Source organism: Kutzneria buriramensis (assembly GCF_003387475.1).
Classification (GTDB): Bacteria; Actinomycetota; Actinomycetes; order Mycobacteriales; family Pseudonocardiaceae; genus Kutzneria; species Kutzneria buriramensis.
Map to the genome: position 1 here is coordinate 427999 of NZ_QUNO01000005.1, position 16010 is coordinate 444008.

The following is a 16010-nucleotide window of genomic DNA, read 5'->3' on the forward strand; positions in this document are numbered from 1 at the left end:
ATCACCACGGCACCGGGGAACCATCCCAGGACCGGAACTCGCCGGTGGGGCCGTCGTCCGGCAGCAACGCGAGCCGCACGGCGCCGGCGGCGGCCTCCCCAGGGTCGCCGTCGCTGGCGGCGGCGCGCTCGTTCAGGTCGGTGCGCCGCAGCCCCGGCGCCAAGGCGTTGACCTTGAATCCGTCGTCCGCAAGCGCTTGCGCGTAGAACACCGTGAGCGCGTTCAACGCCGCCTTGGACGACCGGTACGCCGCGCCCGAACCGCCGTAACGGAAGTGCTCGCCAGAGGTGCTCCAGGTCAGCGACCCCGTGCCGCTGGAGACGTTGACGATGCGGGGATGGGCGGACCGGCGCAGCGCCGGCAGGAAGGCGTTGGTCACGGCCACCACACCGAACACGTTCGTCTCGAAGGTGCGACGAAAGCCATCGACGGAGGCGTCCACGGGGTTGTCCCCGTCGACCATGATGCCGGCGTTGTTGACCAGCACATCGAGCGAGTCGACCTCACGCGCCGCGGCGGCGATGCCGGCCTCGTCGGTCACGTCCAGGACGAGCAGCCGCGAGCCGGCGATCTCCTCGACCGCGCGCTGACCGCGTTCAGGGTCCCGCGATCCGATCCAGACAGTCAGGCCGGCGGCGGCCAGCTGCCGCGCGATCTCCTTGCCGATGCCCTTGTTGGCCCCGGTCACCAATGCCGTGGAAGTCATGGCCACCACGATGCCCGGCCCCATCCCGGCCAACCAGGCACAATCGATCCCATGCCGAGGGAAGAGCTGGCGCGGTTCCTGCGCGACCGCCGCCGCGGCCTGCGGCCGGCCGATGTCGGCCTGCCCGCTGCCGGCCGTCGCCGCACGCCGGGCCTGCGCCGCGAGGAAGTCGCCGGCCTGGCCACGATGTCCGTCGACTACTACGCACGGTTGGAGCAGGCCCGAGGGCCGCGGCCGTCTCCGCGCATCCTCGACTCGATCGCCGACGCGCTGCGCCTGGCCGAGGCCGAGCGCCGCCACCTGTTCCGCCTCGCCGGCACGAACCTCTCGCCCCCGCCGGGGCCGACCCGCCACGTTCGCCCGTACGTGGCGGAGCTGTTGCGCCGCCTGCCCGAGGCCGGCGCGGTCGTCACCGATGCGACGTACGAGATCATCGCCTGGAATCCGCTGGCCGAGGCGCTGCTCGGGGACCTGCGCCGCGAGCCGAACCTGGCCCGCCGCCGCTTCCTGAGCACAGCAACCCAAAGCAGCGGCGCCGAGGAGTTCGGCGAGATCGCCGTCGCCCGCCTGCGCAGCGCCGCCGCCCGCTACCCCCGCGACGAACGCCTGGGCCGCCTGATCGCCGATCTCCGTGGCAGCGACGAGTTCGTGCATATCTGGGACACCAACCCGGTGCGCACTCCCGGCCACCGCCGCAAGACGCTGGAGCACCCGGAGCTCGGCCCGTTGCGGGTGAACTGCGACGTGCTCGCCGTGCCGGACGACGACCAGCAGGTCGTGTTCATCACCGCCGACCCGGGGCCGCCCACGGCCCGGCTGTTCCGCCGACTATGACAACGATGTCGGTGGCCGGATTTCCTGTCTTGCTTGTCGTCTTGACACAGTCACACCCCTGAAGCAGGGTCTTGGCAACGTTGTCAACGCCGCGACGGATCCGGGAGCAGGGCATGACGCAGGTCGAAGCAGACGGGGTGTCGAGGAGAGGCTTCCTCTCCACCGGGGTCACCCTTCTCGCCGGATTCGGGTTAGCCACGGCGCTGCCCGACGCGATGGTGTCGGCCGCGGCCGACACGTCGTCGGCAACCGACGCCACCCCCTCCGACCTGGCGTTGTTCCGTCCGGTCACCGTCTCGTCCACGGACTACGCGGCCACCCCGGGCTCCTTCGCGGTGGACGGCGTGGCCCAGGTCGGCCTGCGCGGCTCGGGCTGGCGCGCGGCCCAGGGCGATCCGCAGTGGATGGTCGTCGACCTCCAGGGGCAGTGCCAGGTCGGCAAGATCGTGCTGACCTTCGACGCCAGGCCCGGCGACCCCGCGTTCGACTTCTCCAAGTCCCGCAACCAGACCACCGGCCTGGAGATCCTCACCAGCTACTCCACCTCGTACGCGCTGGACGTGTCCACCGACGGCGAGGTGTGGACGACCGTCTACAGCACCACCGCCGGCACCGGCGCGGTGAGCACCGTGCCGCTGGCCAAGCCGGCGGCGGCCCGCTGGGTGCGGTTCACCTCGTTCGGCCGCTCCACGAGCAACCCGTTGGGCCTCAACGGTTTCCAGGTGTACGGCACGGCCACGGGCGGCCGGCCGCAGGTGACCGGCTGGACGAACTGGCCGGCGCGGCACCGCACCCCGCCGGCACTCACCGTGGCCGGCGACGGCACCGTGCCGATCGAGTCCGGCTGGGTGCTCACGATGGACGACTTCGCGCCCAGCCAGGACGGGGCCGCGCTGTCGGGCCCGTCCGTGAACACCGACAGCTGGGTGCCGGCCACCGTGCCGGGCACGGTGCTGGCCTCGCTGGTCGAGCAGGGCCACTTCCCGGACCCGGTGTCCGGCATGAACAACATGGTCATCCCGGAGGCGCTGAGCCGGCACGCCTGGTGGTACCGCAGGACGTTCTCGGTGCCGTCCGGAGTGGACACGAGCGCCGGCCGGTTCGTCTGGCTGGAGTTCGACGGCGTCAACAACCAGGCCGACGTGTGGCTGAACGGCAAGTCGGTGGGCACGCTGTCGCACCCGTTCGGCCGGGCCGCCTTCGACGTCACCAATGCCCTGCGCAAGAGCGGCGACCAGGCGCTGGCGGTGAAGATCTCGCCGATCCCGTTCCCGGGCAGCCCCGGCGACAAGGGCCCGGCCGGCCAGTCCTTCGTGGACGCCGGCGGCGGCATCTTCGCCAACTCCCCCACGCTGGTTGCGGCGTCGGGCTGGGACTGGATGCCGGCGGTCCGGGACCGGGTCTCCGGCATCTGGGACCACGTGCGGCTGCGCTCGACCGGCGCGGCGGTCCTCGGCGACGCGCGGATCGACACCGTGCTGCCGAAGTCGCCCGACCTGAGTTCGGCCGAGCTGACGATCACCGTTCCGGTGCGCAACGCGTCCGGTAGCCCGCAGCAGGTCACGGTGACCGCGGCCTTCGACAACGTGAAGGTGAGCAGCACGGTCACCGTCGCGGCGGGCCAGTCGACGGACGTGAAGTTCGACCCGACGGCGTACCCGCAGCTGAAGCTGACCAACCCGAAGTTGTGGTGGCCCAACGGATACGGCGACCCGAATCTGCACGCGCTCCAGCTGACGGCAACCGTCGGCGGGAGGACCAGCGACAAGCGGTCGGTGAACTTCGGCATCCGCAAGATCAGCTACGACTACCAGCTGCCGATCACCGTGAAGAACAGCCGGGCCGACCAGACCGTCGACTTCCCGGTGCAGCAGGCCCGGTACGTGCGGTTGCAGGGCCACAAGCGGGCCACCGGCTACGGCATCTCGCTGTGGACGCTGTCCGTGATCAACAGCGCCGCGCCGACCACCGACCTGGCGCTGAACAAGACGGCCACATCGTCCTCCGTGGACGATCCCAGCCGGCCGGCGGGCAACGCTGTCGACGGCGACCCCAGCACCCGATGGGCCTCGGCGTGGGAGGACGACCAGTACATCCAGGTCGACCTCGGCTCCACGCAGACCTTCGACCGGTTCCAGCTGACCTGGGAGTACGCCTACGCGGCGACGTTCACCATCCAGGTCTCCAACGACGGCACGACCTGGACCGACGCGAAGGCTGTGGACAACTCGCCGGTGCCGATGACCATCTTCGTCAACGGCGTCAAGGTGTTCATCCGCGGCGGCAGCTGGGGCTGGGACGAGCTGCTGCGCCGCATGCCGGCGGACAGGACGGACTCGGTCGTCGCGATGCACCGGGACATGAACTTCACGCTGATCCGCAACTGGATCGGGTGCAGCTACCGCGAGGAGCTGTTCGCGGCGGCCGACCGCAACGGCATCCTGGTGTGGAACGAGTTCTGGGACGGCTTCTCCACCGATCCGGCCAACCACGACATCTTCCTGGCCCAGGCCGAGGACACGGTGCTGCGCTTCCGGCACCACCCGTGCATGGTGGTGTTCTTCGGCTGCAACGAGGGGACGCCGCCGGACTCGATCGACGCGCCGCTGCGGGACATCGTCACCGGCAACACGGACCTGATGTACCAGAGCAACTCGGCCGGCGGCGTGATCAGCGGCGACGGGCCGTACCACTGGCTGGACCCGAAGCAGTACTTCACCGGCGACGCCACCGGCGGCAAGCACGGCTTCTGGAGCGAGATCGGCATTCCGACGGTGTCGGTCGTGGAGAGCATGCGCAACCTGGTCGGCTCCGGCGACCCGGGCTGGCCGATCGGCCCGGCCTGGTACCTGCACGACTGGTCGACGCAGGGCAACCAGCAGCCGCAGAGCTATCAGGCGGCGATCGACGCGCGGCTGGCGCCGTCGAGCGGGTTGGAGGAGTTCTGCCGCAAGGCCCAGTTCGTCAACTACGAGAGCATGCGCGCCATCTTCGAGGCCTGGAACGCGTTGCTGTGGAACGACGCCCGCGGCGTGCTGCTGTGGATGTCGCACCCGGCCTGGCACAGCACCGTGTGGCAGACCTACGACTACGACCTGGACGTCAACGGCAGCTACTACGGGGCGCGCAAGGGCTGCGAGGCGCACCACGTGCAGGCGAGCCTGGCGACGTGGCAGGTCAGTTCCGTCAACCACACGCCGACGGCGGTGTCCGGGGCGACCGTCACCGCGCAGCTGTACGACCTGAGCGGGTCGACGCTGGGGGCGGCGCAATCGCAGAAGGTGGACATCGGCGCGTCCTCGGTGACGTCGGCGTTCACGGTGGCGTTCGGCGATTCGCTGCCGGCGCTGCACCTGCTGCGGCTGCGGATGACCGACAGCAAGGGAAACCTGATGTCGGAGAACACGTACTGGCGCTACCGCGCGGACACCGACATGCGGGCGCTGAACCAGGTGGCGGCGACGAGCGTGTCCGTGTCGCTGCGGCAGTCCGGCGACGCCTACAGCGCGGTCGTGCGCAACACCGGGAAAACGGTGGCGGCGATGGTTCGGTTGTCGCTGCGGGAAAGCAACGGCAAGGACCGCGTGCTGCCCACGCTGTACGGCGACAACTACTTCTGGCTGCTGCCCGGTGAGAGCAGGACGGTCACCGTGTCGCCGCGGAAGGCCGTGTCGCGCCCGAGGCTGCTGGTGGAGGGCTACAACGTGCCGACCACCCTGTCGTGAGCCGGTTGGGGGCAGGCTTTTCCTGCCCCCCAACGGTCACGCCTTGTCCACCTCGATCGACCCGTTGTCCGTGTTCAGGTCCAGCGAGTACTTGCCGGACGCGTCGTCGTCCACGCCGATCCTGCGGTGCCCGTTGCTGCTGTTGCCCGACACCCGGTAGGTCGCCGAGGACGGCACCGTCAGCTGGATCCGCCCGTTGGACGTGCGGGCGGTGACATTGTTCGCATCGGCCAGCGTCAGGTCGATCTCGCCGTTGCTGGTGGTCGCCTGCACGGCGCCGCCGCGCAGGCCGGTCCCCTCGATCGCCCCGTTGCTCGTCTCCGCCTTCACCGTGCCGGTCACGTCGGCCAGTTCCACGCTGCCGGTGGAGGTCTTCACGTCCACCGCGCCGACGTGGTGCAGCGCGATGTGCCCGGAGGACGTCCCGCCGCCGACGGCCAGCCCGGCCGGCACCGTGACCACGTAGTCGACGTCGCAGTCGCTGCCGCAGTCGCCGGTCAGGGTCAGCACGCCGCCGGTCACCTGGTAGGCGTCCTGGTTGGGCCGCTGGTCCCGGTACTTGATCGTCCGCTCCACGGTCACCTTGGTCGCGCCGGTCTGCCCGTTCACCTCGACGCTGCCGGAGTGGCCGTCCAGCTTGATCGAGGTCACCGACTGGTCGAGCGTCGTGGTGTCGCTCACCGACTGCGCCGGCAGCAGGCTGCACCCGCCCACCGCGCACGCCCCGGCGACAACTAGTGCGGCACCGATTCCCACCCTGCGCATCTGTCACTCCCCCGCGTCGATTCCGACGCTGACGCACATTAGCGGCGGCAACCCCGGGGTCGCATCGGGGAATCACCCTGAGGTGACCGCGAAGCGGCCGGCGGCCTGGGCGGGCGTGACCCCGTCACGGCGTCCGGGCACGTCGTGCACGGCGGTGGCGCCTTCGGCCCGCAGCTGCTCGGCCCCGGCGTGGCGGGCCATGACGGTGGCGTAGGCGCGGACGTCGGCGGCGGTGACGTCGGTGCGGCCGCGCCCTTCGTGCTGGTCGAGGAGGGTGTCGAGGTCCGGGGCGAAACGCAGGATCGTCACCGGGACGTGGAAGCGCCGCGCGATGGCGATGAGGCGGGCGCGGGCCTCCGGGGTGACGTTGGTGGACTCGGCGACCGCGGTCCGTCCGGCGGCGAGCCGGGCGACGATCCTGCGGTCGCGTTCCGCGAAGATCCGACCGTCGTCGGCGTCGACGAGTTCCACGCGGATCTCGTCGCTGGAGACCACGGCAGCCGCGTCGAGCCGCCCGCGCGCGATCAGTGCCCGAACGAAGCTGGTCTTGCCGGACGCCGGCGGGCCCACGAGGACCACGAGACCCGCCGGCACGTGGATCACTAGTACGGGAAACCGTTCTGCTGGCCGGCGACGGTCACCCAGCGGGTCTCGGTGAACGCCTCCACGCCCCACCGCCCGCCGAACCGCCCGTAGCCGCTGGACTTCACGCCGCCGAACGGCACCTGCGGCTCGTCGTCGACGGTCTGGTTGTTGACGTGCACGATGCCGGTGCGCAGCCGCCGCGCGACCGCCAGCCCGCGCCGGGCGTCCTCGGTGATGACGCCGGCGGTCAGGCCGTAGTCGGTGTCGTTGGCGATGGCCAGCGCCTGCTCGTCGTCGTCCACGGTGGTCACGGTGACCGCCGGCCCGAAGATCTCGTCGTTGAAGATCCGCATCTCCGGGGTGACGTCGGCGAGCACCGTCGCCGGGTAGCGCGACCCGTCGGCGTCCCCGCCGCCGGCCCGCAGCGACGCGCCGGCGTCGATCGCCTCGGCCACCAGCGCGGACACCCGCTGCGCGGCGGTCGCGCTGATCAGAGGCCCGATCACCGTGCCGGGATCGGTCGGGTCGCCGTGCGGCAGCGATGCCGCCTTGGCCGCCAGCTTCTCGGTGAACTCGGCGGCGACCGCCCGGTGCACCAGCACCCGGTCCGCGGACATGCAGATCTGGCCGGCGTTGTGGAAGGAGGCGAACGTCGCCGCGTTCACGGCGTAGTCGACGTCGGCGTCGTCCAGCACCAGCAGCGCGTTCTTGCCGCCCAGTTCGAGAATCGCGGGCTTGATGTGCTCGGCCGCGGTGGTGCCGATGATCCGTCCGACCTTGGTCGACCCGGTGAAGTTGACGACCCGGACCCGCTTGTCCGCGATCAGGGTGCGCGCGACCTCGGCCGCGTCGGCGGGCGCGTTCGTCACGACGTTCAGCACGCCCTCGGGCAGGCCGGCCTCGCGCAGGACGTCGGCGATGAACAGCCCGCACGCGATCGGCGCGTCCTCGCTGGGCTTGAGCACCACGGTGTTGCCGACCGCGAGCGGCACCGCCAGCGACCGCGTGCCCAGGATGATCGGCGCGTTCCACGGCGCGAACGCCGCCACCACGCCGACCGGCTGCCGTAAGGCGAGCGAGAGCTGGTTCTCGGTCTCGGTGGACAGCACCTCGCCGAGCGGCTGGCCGATCGAGGACGCGGCGTCGCGCAGGATGCCGGCGGCCAGGCCCACGTTGAAGCCGGCCCAGCCGGCGACGCCGCCGACCTCCTCGGCCATCAGCGCGGTCGCCTCGGCCGCCTTGGCCTCCATCAGGTCGGCGGCCCTGAGGAAGATCCGCCGCCGGGTCGCCGGGGAGGTGGCCGCCCAGGCCGGGAACGCCCGCTGGGCGGCGTCGACCGCGCGGGTGACGTCGGCGGCGCCGGCGGCCGCCACCACCGCGTACACCTCGCCGGTGTACGGGTTGAGATCCTCCGCCGTGCGGCCGTCCAGCGCCGGGACGTCCTCGCCGCCGATGACCAGGTCTCGTTTGATCGTCACAAGTCGCTCCATGTGTTCCCAGAAGGATTGTGCGCACTGCGCACAGACATTCGCGATACGCACAGTGTGGCCCCGGTGACACGCGGCCGTCAAGCCGGAGAACGTTGAAATTCGTACTATGTCCGACATGGCGGACCCGACCTGGCTGGACCGACGGGAACTGACGGCGTGGAAGCAGTTCCTGAGCGCGGGCGCCGTGATCAACCGGCTGGTCGACCAGCAGCTGAAGCAGGACGCCGGCCTGTCCCACCCGCAGTTCGAGGTGCTGGCGCGGCTGGCCGACTCCCCCGACGGCCGGCTGCGCATGACCGAGCTCGCCGGCGCGGCGCTGACGTCCAAGAGCGGCCTCACCTACCAGGTCGGCCAACTCGAGAAGGCCGGCTTCGTCGCGCGCGAGGGTTGCCCGAGCGACGAGCGTGGCATCGTCGCAGCCCTCACGGAACGGGGCCGGGAGAAGCTGCGCGAGGCCGCCGTCGGCCATGCCGCGCTGGTGCGCGAGCTCTTCGTGGACGGAATGAGCCGCAAGGAGTTCGGCGCGCTGGCCGAGGGAATGGACGCCCTGCACCGGAACATGAAGAACCGCTCGGGGTGACGGCTTGACGGCCGCCGCCGCGGCGCGTGACACTAGGCCGCATCGGAGAGCGCTCTCCAACTAGCCCGGATCGGCTACCCACGGTGGCCGATCCGCCCCTGCGTACGGCTTTGTGCTGACTTCTGGTCACCGATCCAGCCGATCGGGAGAGCGCTCCATCAACCCTGCGGGAGACGGTATGCCCAGCCCTCGCGGCGCGACGACGCGCCGGTTCCGCCTGCTCTGCACCGCGTTCGCGATCATCGTGGCGGCCGGCGGGCTCGTCGCCACCGGCCCTTCGGCGCACGCCGCGCCGACCCTGCTGTCCCAAGGCAAACCCGCCACCGCGTCCTCGGTCAACGGCGGCAACTCCGCCGCCGCGGCGGTGGACGGCGACACCGGCACGCGCTGGGAGAGCGCGTGGTCGGACCCCCAGTGGTTGCAGGTCGACCTCGGCGCGACGGCGTCCATCACGCAGGTGGTGCTCCAGTGGGAGACCGCGTCGGCGAAGGCGTACCAGATCCAGACGTCCACCGACGGCGCCAACTGGACCAGTATCTACAGCACCACCACCGGCCCCGGCGGCACCGAAACCCTCACTGTCACCGGCTCAGGCCGCTATGTCCGCCTCAGTGGCACCCAGCGCAACACGGGCTACGGCTACAGCCTGTGGGAGTTCCAGGTCTACGGCACCGCCGGCAGCGGCTCGTGCGGCACGAACGCCGCCCTGAACAAGCCGGCCACCGCCTCCTCCACGGAGAACGCCGGCACGCCGGCCAGCGCCGCGTTCGACGGCAACACCGGGACGCGCTGGTCCAGCGCCGCGAGCGATCCCCAGTGGCTGCAAGTGGATCTGGGCAGCAGCCAGACCCTCTGCCAGGTCTCGCTGAACTGGGAGACGGCGTACGCCAGCGCCTTCCAGATCCAGGTCTCCGCCGACGGCGCCAACTGGTCCAGCGTCTACACGACCACCACCGGCGCCGGCGGCACGCAGACCCTCAACGTCAGCGGAACCGGCCGCTACGTGCGGATGTACGGCACCGCTCGCGGCACCGGATACGGCTACAGCCTCTGGGAATTCGCCGTCTTCACCACCGGCGGCGGCGGTGGCGGCGGCAGCTGCGCGGACCCGGTGATCTCGGGGTTCGCGCCGGTGAAGGCCTCCTCGTACGCCGGGGCGAACGCGCCCGCGGCCGCGCTGGACGGCCGGTCCACCACGCGCTGGGAGAGCGCCGCCAGCGATCCGCAGTGGCTCCAGGTCGATCTCGGCGGCACCGCCGCGATCAGCTGCGTCGTGCTGACCTGGGAAACCGCTTACGCCTCCGCGTACCGCATCGAGGTCTCGCCGGACGCCACCAACTGGACCAGCATCTACTCCACCACCGCCGGCCAGGGCGGCACCGAGACCCTCAAGATCACCGGCACCGGCCGCTACATCCGCCTGTACGGCACCGCACGCGCCACCGGATACGGCTACAGCCTGTGGGAATTCCAGGTGCACGGCACGGTCGACACCTCCACGTCCACGCCGCCGCTGCTCTCCCCGCCGACCAAGGCGCCCGCCACCACCGGCCAGTTCGCGCTGTCCGCGCCCGCGAACAACGCGATGGTGACCGACACCCGCCGCCCCACCTTCTCCTGGGCCGCCGTCGCCGGGGCCGCGCACTACCAGGTGTGGCTCAACATCAGCCGTGCCGACTACGACTTCACCGCGTCGGGCAACCTGCTCGACTTCTACACCAAGGTCGCCGAGCCGGCCGGCACCAGCTACACGCCGACGTGGGACATCTCGGATCGCTGGACCTACAAGTGGTTCGTGGTCTCGGTCGACGGCGGCGGGGCCACCAAGGCGTCGAACGTCAACACGTTCAGCCTGTACCTGCCGGACGTCGCCGCGGCGTCCGACGGCGTGCCGATCGTCAACGGCGCGCGGGACCTGAACAAGGACGGCACGATCGAGCCGTACGAGGACTGGCGGCAGCCGATCGCCACCCGCGTCAACGACCTGCTCGGTCGGATGACGTTGCAGGAGAAGGCGTACCAGATGTTCTACAACAACCAGGTCTACCCGCAGTCGGGCTGGATCTTCGGGCCGGCGCAGCCGCAGGACCTGGACGGTTTCCTCAAGGCGTCGGCGGGAACCCGGCTCGGCATCCCGCCGATCGCCGCCGGCGACACCATCATCGGTTACCAGACCACGTATCCGGCGCAGAGCGCGTTGGCCGCCGGGCAGGACTACGCCCTGGACTACAAGCTCGGCGACATGCAGCGGCGCGAGGAGGTCCAGGCCGGCGCACGCGGCACGCTCGGGCCGCTGGCCGAGGTCGGCACGAAGGTGCTCTACCCCCGGATCCAGGAGGGCAACGGCGAGAACGCCCAGGTCGCGGCGGCGCAGGTGCGGGCGCTGGTGTCCGGCATGCAGGGCGGTCCGGAGCTCAACCCGCAGTCGGTGCTGGTGACCGTCAAGCACTGGCCCGGCGAGGGCGCGGGCGGCGAGGCCGGCGTCGTGTTCGACGGCACCACCATCAAGTACACGATGATCCCGTGGACGGCGGCCATCGAGGCCAACGCCGGCAGCATCATGACCGGCTACGCCGGCGCGTCCTTCCTCGACCCGAGCGGCGCGGGGGCCGGCAACAGCGCGCCGATCATGAACTACCTGCGGCAGAACATGGGCTACACCGGGCTGATCACCACCGACTGGCTGCCGTCGGGCGCGTGGGTGAGCGCCGCCAATGCCGGCGCTGACGTAATGGGCGGGGCCGATCCCGGCGCGGCCGGCTTCTCCCTCGACACCTTCGCCAGCAGCGTGCCGCAGGCGCGGATCGACGACTCGGTGCGGCAGATCCTCACCGTGAAGTTCAAGCTGGGCATCTTCGACCACCCGTACGGGGATCCGGCCAACGCGCCGTACCGGTTCCACCAGCCCTCGTACGCGGCGCTGGCCAACCAGGCGTCGCGGGAATCCATGACCCTGCTGAAGAACGACGGCGTGCTGCCGGTCAAGCTCAACGCCGGCGACAACATCGTCGTCACCGGCGCGCGGGCCGCCGACGGCGCGGCCTGCTGCCTGTGGACCAGCTACTTCCACCAGGACTACGGGTCGCTGGACTTCCTGGACGCCATCAAGGCGAGGGCGGCTCAGGCCGGGGTGAACGTGTACCAGGACACGTCGCCGACACCGCCCAAACTCGCCGTCGTGGCGGTCGGCGAGGCGTCGTACACGCACGCCACCAACTGGGTGAAGGAGCAGCCGTACCTGCCGCCGGACCAGGTGGCGCTGATCCAGAACTACAAGAACCAGGGCATACCGGTGGTCGTGCTGCTGGTGCTGCCGCGGCCGTACGTGATCTCCGACTGGAACGGCCTGGCCGACGCCATCGTGGTCACCTATCGCGGCGGCGAGGAGATGGGGCCGGCGGCGGCGAGCCTGCTGTTCGGCGACTACACGCCGCGCGGCAAGCTCCCCTGGCAGCTGCCGGCCTCGCTAGACCAGGTGCTCAAGCCCGGCGGCACCGACGTGCCGGCCGACGCCGTGGAGAGCTGGGACCTCCCGTACGACCTGGGGGCCACCGACGCCGAGCGGGCCGACATCCGGGCCCGCATCGGGGCCGGGCAGCCGGTGCCGCCGACGTACGGCAAGCCCTTGTACCAGTACGGATCCGGCTTGCAGGGCTGGCACTGACCGGCAACTTCGCGGATTCGCCTCCGCTGCCTCCCGAGGAGTGGGACCCTCGGGAGGCATGAGGGGGATTTCGAGGCGGGACTTCCTGTCCGCGGTCGGCGTCGCCGGCGGGGCGGGCGCGATGTTCGCGACGATGGGGGCGCTCGGACTGGCCCCGACGGCCATGGGCGCGCCGGCCTACGTGCCGCCGCGGCCGTCCGACTTCCGGCTGACCGGCCGTGCGGCGGCCAAGGTGGTCGTTCTCGGCGGCGGCATCGCCGGCCTGGCCAGCGCGTACGAGCTCGGCAAGGCCGGCTACGACTGCACGGTGCTGGAGGCGCGGGACATCGCCGGCGGCCGCAACTTCACCGTGCGCGGCGGCACCCGGCAGACCGATCTCGACGGCAACACCCAGGTCGCCCGGTTCGCCGACGGCGAGTACATGAACGCCGGCCCGGCGCGGATCGCGCAGTGGATGGTGACCCTGGACTACTGCCGGGAGCTCGGCATCCCGATCGAGGTGTTCACCAACGAGAACGCCAGCGCCCTGATCTACAACGAGCAGGCCGGCATGACCGCGCCGGTCCGGTACCGCACCGCCAAGGCCGACATGTACGGCTACGTCGGCGAACTGCTGGCGAAGGCGACGAACCAGGGCGCGCTGGACGGCGACCTGACCGCCGTCGACAAGGAGCGGCTGCTGACGTTCCTCCAGGACTGGGGTTCGCTCGGCAAGACCGACTACCGGTACACCGGGTCGTTCCGGCGCGGCTTCTCGCCGGATCCCGGCGCGGCCGACCAGACCGGCACCGCGCTCGGGCCGCCGCCGTCGCTGTCGGACGTGTTCGCCAGCAACGTCGGCCGGACCTTCTCGTTCGAGTTCGAGTACCAGTACGCGATGCTGATGTTCCAGCCGGTCGGCGGCATGGACCGGATCCCCGCCGCGCTGGTGCGGGAGATCGGCCCCGGCCGGGTGCGGACCGGCTGCGTGGTCACCGGCATCACCAACCGGGACGACGGCGTCTCCGTGACGTACATCTGTGAGGGCGTCCAGCGCCGGATCGACGCCGACTACTGCATCTCCGCGATGCCGCCCAACATCACCGCGCGGATCCCGCACAACCTCGGCGCGGACGTGCAGGCCGCGCTGGCGGCGTTCCCCGTGGAGAAGGTCGGCAAGATCGGCCTGGAGTACCGCAGCCGGTGGTGGGAGACCGACTACCGGATCTACGGCGGCATCACCGAGACCGACATGGACGTGGAGCACATCTGGTACCCCTCGCACGGTTACCACGGTCCGCGCGGGGTGCTGATCGGCTACTACAACACGAAGGAGGACGCCGTCGCGTACGGCCAACTCACGCCGCCGCAACGGGAGGCCCGCGCCGTGGCGCAGGGTGTGAAGATCCACGGCTCGAAGTACCGGACCGAGCTGGCCAGTTCGTTCTCGGTCGCCTGGCACCGCACGCCGCATATCGAGAGCGGCTGGTCGATCTTGTTCGGCACGCAGCCGTACGAGCTGCTCAACCGGCCGCAGGGGCGGGTGTACTTCGCCGGCGACTGGCTGACCTGGCTCGTCACCTGGCAGGCCGGCGCCTTCGACTCCGCGCGGCGGGTCGTCACCGAGCTGCACCAGCGGGTGCTGAAAACCTGAGGCGCTGCGACGTCGTCCGGGTTATCCTCTGCCGCAACACGTTGACGGAGACGAGTAGCCGGGATCGACGCGAGTCGGAGAGAGCCGCCGGGAGCTGCGAAGGCGGTCTCGGGTCCCCCGTGCGAAGACCCTCCCGAGTGCGGGGAGAAACGGCGCCGCGCGCCCAATGCCCCGCCGGCCGGCCCCCGTGATCGGGCCGCGACGAGGTTCCCGTCACCGGGGACGAAAGTGCGGTGGCACCGCGAGTTTCCCTTCTCGCCCGCACTCCCAAGGGGCCGACTCGACCACTGGAGTGGCGATGATCGCCCGAGTACTGGCCGCCGAGCTGGCCGCCCACATCGGCGAACGCGTCCGCGTCGCCGGCTGGGTGCACCGCGGCCGTGAGCTGAAATCCGTGACCTTCGTGATAGTGCGGGACCGATCCGGTCTCACCCAGGTCGTCACCGCCGGTCCCGCGCCCGCGCAGGAGACCGTCGTCGAGGTGACGGGCCTGGTGACCGCCAACTCCAAGGCCCCCGGCGGGGTCGAACTGGTCGAGCCTGTCATCGCCGTCCTCGGCGAGGCGGTCGCCGCGCCGCCCTTCGACCTCTACCGACCAGTTGTGCCCGCGACGCTGCCGACCATTTTGGACGGTGCGCCGGTCTCGTTGCGGCATCCCGCCCTGCGCGCTCAGTTCGAGATCGCCGCCGCCTCCGTCGCCGGGTTCCGGTCGGCGCTGGACGCCATCGGCTGCACCGAGATCCACACGCCCAAGATCGTCGGGTCGGCCACCGAGTCCGGCGCGAACGTGTTCGGCATCGACTACTTCGGGCGCAGGGCTTTTCTGGCCCAGTCGCCGCAGTTCTTCAAGCAGTCCATGGTCGGCGTGTTCGAGCGGGTGTACGAGGTGGGGCCGGTGTTCCGCGCCGAGCCGCACGACACCGCCCGGCATCTCGCCCAGTACACCAGTCTCGACGCCGAGATCGGCTTCATCACCGACGACCGGGACGTGATGTCCGTGCTCCGGCACGCCATCGCCGGCATGGTGTCGTCGGCTGCGTCACGCGTCGAGGCCGTGTCGCTGCTGGGTGCTCGCCTACCCGAGGTGCCGGCCGAGATCCCCGTCATCCACTTCGCCGAGGCCCAGAAACTGTTGGGAGGTAAGGACGAGATCGACCTCTCCCCCGCCGACGAGCGCTGGCTGTCGGCGTGGGCGGCGCGTGAGCTCGGTTCGGAGTTCCTGTTCGTGAGCGGGTTCCCGATGGCCAAACGGCCGTTCTATACCCACCCCCAACCCGGAAACCCCAAGTACAGCAACAGTTTCGACCTGCTTTTCCGGGGGCTGGAGCTCGTCACCGGCGGGCAGCGCCTGCACCGGCACGCCGACTACCTCGCCGCGCTGGCCGAACGCGGCGAGTCGCCCGAGGCGTACCGGAGCTACCTCGACGTGTTCGCCCACGGCATGCCGCCGCACGGCGGTTTCGCCATCGGCCTGGAACGCTGGACCGCCCGGCTGCTGGGCGTCGCCAACATCCGGCAGACCACGCTATTCCCACGGGACATCCACCGCCTGACCCCCTGACCTCGCGCGGGACCAGTACGAACGGATCACCGTCAGCTTCGCGTCGAAGTCGGCGGTGATCCGACTCGTGCCGGTGAAACCTCCCGGAATGCGCAACGCCCGTCCGCGGCGGCGCACCACCCAGATGTCCCACCACCCGCCGCTTCGCGCCCGGTGGCAGCGCTTCTCGATCCGAACGACCTGGTCCCACGGGACCGAACGGCGACCGAAGAAGGTCCGGAACCTCATCCCCTCGGCCGTCAGGATGGTCCGTGCGTAGCCGCGGTCGACCATGTAGCAGAAGGCGAGCAGCCCGATCCCGCCGGTGACGCCGACGAACCACCAGTGATCACGGCTCCCGACCAGCGCCGACACCACCGCGAGGGCCCCGAAGATCACCGTCAGGACCCAGGTCCAACCCCGGTTCCGGCGCCGGGCGTCGGCGTCGAGACCAATCACATCGGCCACACCCCGATGCTACCGACGCG

At 70.7% G+C, this 16010-nt stretch carries 11 protein-coding genes; 6 read left to right on the forward strand and 5 right to left on the reverse strand.

The window, feature by feature from the left end; translation table 11 throughout:
* Window position 1: 1 nt before the first annotated feature.
* Window positions 2-706: an SDR family oxidoreductase gene (locus tag BCF44_RS17205; protein WP_116175507.1), complete on the reverse strand. Its 705-nt coding sequence runs from the start codon at window positions 704-706 to the stop codon at window positions 2-4.
* A 51-nt stretch (window positions 707-757) separates the two neighbouring features.
* Here BCF44_RS17205 and BCF44_RS17210 point away from each other — a divergent pair, with 51 nt between their 5' ends.
* Window positions 758-1540 (forward strand): helix-turn-helix transcriptional regulator, encoded by a 783-nt coding sequence (locus BCF44_RS17210; protein WP_116175289.1) that lies wholly within the window; start codon window positions 758-760, stop codon window positions 1538-1540.
* A 113-nt stretch (window positions 1541-1653) separates the two neighbouring features.
* Complete coding sequence (locus tag BCF44_RS17215) at window positions 1654-5265, forward strand: discoidin domain-containing protein (protein ID WP_116175290.1); 3612 nt, start codon at window positions 1654-1656, stop codon at window positions 5263-5265.
* Window positions 5266-5301: 36 nt separating this feature from the next.
* Here BCF44_RS17215 and BCF44_RS17220 read toward each other — a convergent pair whose 3' ends face one another.
* The 3 genes from BCF44_RS17220 to BCF44_RS17230 form a co-directional block, all read right to left on the reverse strand.
* Window positions 5302-6030 carry a DUF4097 family beta strand repeat-containing protein gene (locus tag BCF44_RS17220; protein ID WP_116175291.1) on the reverse strand — a complete coding sequence of 243 codons (729 nt, stop codon included), beginning with the start codon at window positions 6028-6030 and terminating at the stop codon, window positions 5302-5304.
* Window positions 6031-6102: 72 nt separating this feature from the next.
* Window positions 6103-6624: an ATP-binding protein gene (locus BCF44_RS17225; RefSeq protein ID WP_116175508.1), complete on the reverse strand. Its 522-nt coding sequence runs from the start codon at window positions 6622-6624 to the stop codon at window positions 6103-6105.
* A gap of 8 nt (window positions 6625-6632) precedes the next feature.
* On the reverse strand, window positions 6633-8093 hold the full coding sequence (locus BCF44_RS17230; RefSeq protein ID WP_116175292.1) for an aldehyde dehydrogenase: 1461 nt from the start codon (window positions 8091-8093) through the stop codon (window positions 6633-6635).
* A 127-nt stretch (window positions 8094-8220) separates the two neighbouring features.
* On the opposite strand from BCF44_RS17230, the gene BCF44_RS17235 reads away from it, so the two are divergent.
* From BCF44_RS17235 to aspS, 4 genes are all read left to right on the forward strand, one after another.
* Window positions 8221-8685, forward strand: a complete 465-nt coding sequence (locus BCF44_RS17235) for a MarR family winged helix-turn-helix transcriptional regulator (RefSeq protein ID WP_116175509.1) — start codon at window positions 8221-8223, stop codon at window positions 8683-8685.
* A 178-nt stretch (window positions 8686-8863) separates the two neighbouring features.
* Entirely contained in the window at window positions 8864-12349 is a 3486-nt protein-coding gene (locus BCF44_RS17240) for a discoidin domain-containing protein (RefSeq protein WP_116175293.1), read from the forward strand.
* Between the two features lie 58 nt (window positions 12350-12407).
* Window positions 12408-13982, forward strand: a complete 1575-nt coding sequence (locus BCF44_RS17245) for a flavin monoamine oxidase family protein (protein ID WP_246015175.1) — start codon at window positions 12408-12410, stop codon at window positions 13980-13982.
* Between the two features lie 298 nt (window positions 13983-14280).
* Window positions 14281-15543, forward strand: a complete 1263-nt coding sequence (gene aspS, locus BCF44_RS17250) for an aspartate--tRNA(Asn) ligase (RefSeq protein ID WP_116175511.1) — start codon at window positions 14281-14283, stop codon at window positions 15541-15543.
* Here aspS and BCF44_RS17255 read toward each other — a convergent pair.
* A complete protein-coding gene (locus tag BCF44_RS17255; protein WP_116175294.1) occupies window positions 15508-15990 on the reverse strand; it encodes a PH domain-containing protein in 483 nt (160 codons plus the stop codon). The two genes, aspS and BCF44_RS17255, sit on opposite strands and share 36 nt — an antisense overlap.
* Between the last annotated feature and the right edge of the window lie 20 nt (window positions 15991-16010).